This window comes from Parageobacillus sp. NEAU-HV-2, assembly GCF_059115485.1.
In genome coordinates, this window is the sequence record NZ_JBXUJJ010000025.1 from 1 (window position 1) to 1,219 (window position 1,219).

Consider the following 1,219-nt stretch of genomic DNA (forward strand, 5'->3'; position numbering starts at 1 on the left):
GCGCCAGATCCTAAGTCTGGTGCGTCTGCCAATTCCGCCACACCCGCAAAGTGGTGAGCCATGGAGGACTCGAACCTCCGACCCTCTGATTAAAAGTCAGATGCTCTACCTACTGAGCTAATGGCTCATATCAAATCAAGACACTCGTTGTTTTTCGTTGCCTCTTCCTCTACCAGCAAATTCGAAGATGCGGAATGCGTCGAGACAACTCGTAGCGAATTCGTCGAAGCTTAGGCTCGTTGTTCCCCTGCTGAGCTAATGGCTCGTACATTATAGGGATGCCGGCTGCAGGACTTGAACCCGCAACCTACTGATTACAAGTCAGTTGCTCTACCAATTGAGCTAAGCCGGCATATGAGGATTGATATACACCCTTGATATATTTTACTTAGAAGTAAGTGGTGGCTCGGGACGGAATCGAACCGCCGACACAAGGATTTTCAGTCCTTTGCTCTACCGACTGAGCTACCGAGCCAAAACAGTCATATAAACAATTTTATGTAAACCTTCCTGTATTTCCTATGCTAAATGATTCATGGCTGCTCAATGTAAACAAATATACATGTGGTGGAGGATGACGGGATCGAACCGCCGACCCCTTGCTTGTAAGGCAAGTGCTCTCCCAGCTGAGCTAATCCTCCACAATACCTGCCTAGCGACGACCTACTCTTGCAGGGGCGCTGGCCCCAACTACCATCGGCGCTGGAGAGCTTAACTTCCGTGTTCGGGATGGGAACGGGTGTTTCCTCTCCGCCATTGTCACTAGGCAAGTGATAGACAAGTTTTATTATAATGGAACTATACTCATTGTCAAGAGGGTTTCATTCCTTCAAAACTAGATAACCGTCTGTTGGGAAGAAGCCGTGCGTCCTGCGCTTTTCGTGCTGTCTAGCTCCGGACGCCATCGGCTCGCGACGCTTCGGTCCCGTTGCGGCGGCGACAGCCTCCTCACGGGCCCTCCAGCGCACCTCGCCGATAGGCGGGCGTCCTGCGCTTTTCTGATGTCTAGCTCCGGCTCCTAGCCCCTTGGGTCGCTTCAGACCTGCTGTGGCGGCAACAGCCTCCTCGCAGGTCTTCCAGCGCCCATCGGGGCTAACCAGTCGCCTGCGCTTTTCGTGGTTAAGTCCTCGATCGATTAGTATCCGTCAGCTGCACGTGTCGCCACGCTTCCACCTCGGACCTATCGACCTCGTCATCTTCGAGGGATCTTACTCGCTTA

Annotated in this window: 4 tRNA genes and 2 rRNA genes; all 6 read right to left on the reverse strand. The window is 52.7% G+C overall.

The features are described from left to right. Nucleotides 1-51 precede the first annotated feature (51 nt). Nucleotides 52-127, reverse strand: a tRNA-Lys gene (locus tag AC1WMD_RS18640). A gap of 152 nt (nt 128-279) precedes the next feature. Next, nucleotides 280-352: transfer RNA gene (locus AC1WMD_RS18645), tRNA-Thr, on the reverse strand. 47 nt (nt 353-399) lie between these two features. Beyond that, a tRNA-Phe gene (locus tag AC1WMD_RS18650) sits at nt 400-475 on the reverse strand. A 90-nt stretch (nt 476-565) separates the two neighbouring features. Beyond that, a tRNA-Val gene (locus AC1WMD_RS18655) sits at nt 566-641 on the reverse strand. A gap of 9 nt (nt 642-650) precedes the next feature. Then, nucleotides 651-767, reverse strand: a 5S ribosomal RNA gene (gene rrf, locus AC1WMD_RS18660). A 348-nt stretch (nt 768-1,115) separates the two neighbouring features. Continuing rightward, nucleotides 1,116-1,219, reverse strand: a 23S ribosomal RNA gene (locus AC1WMD_RS18665); the annotation flags it as partial.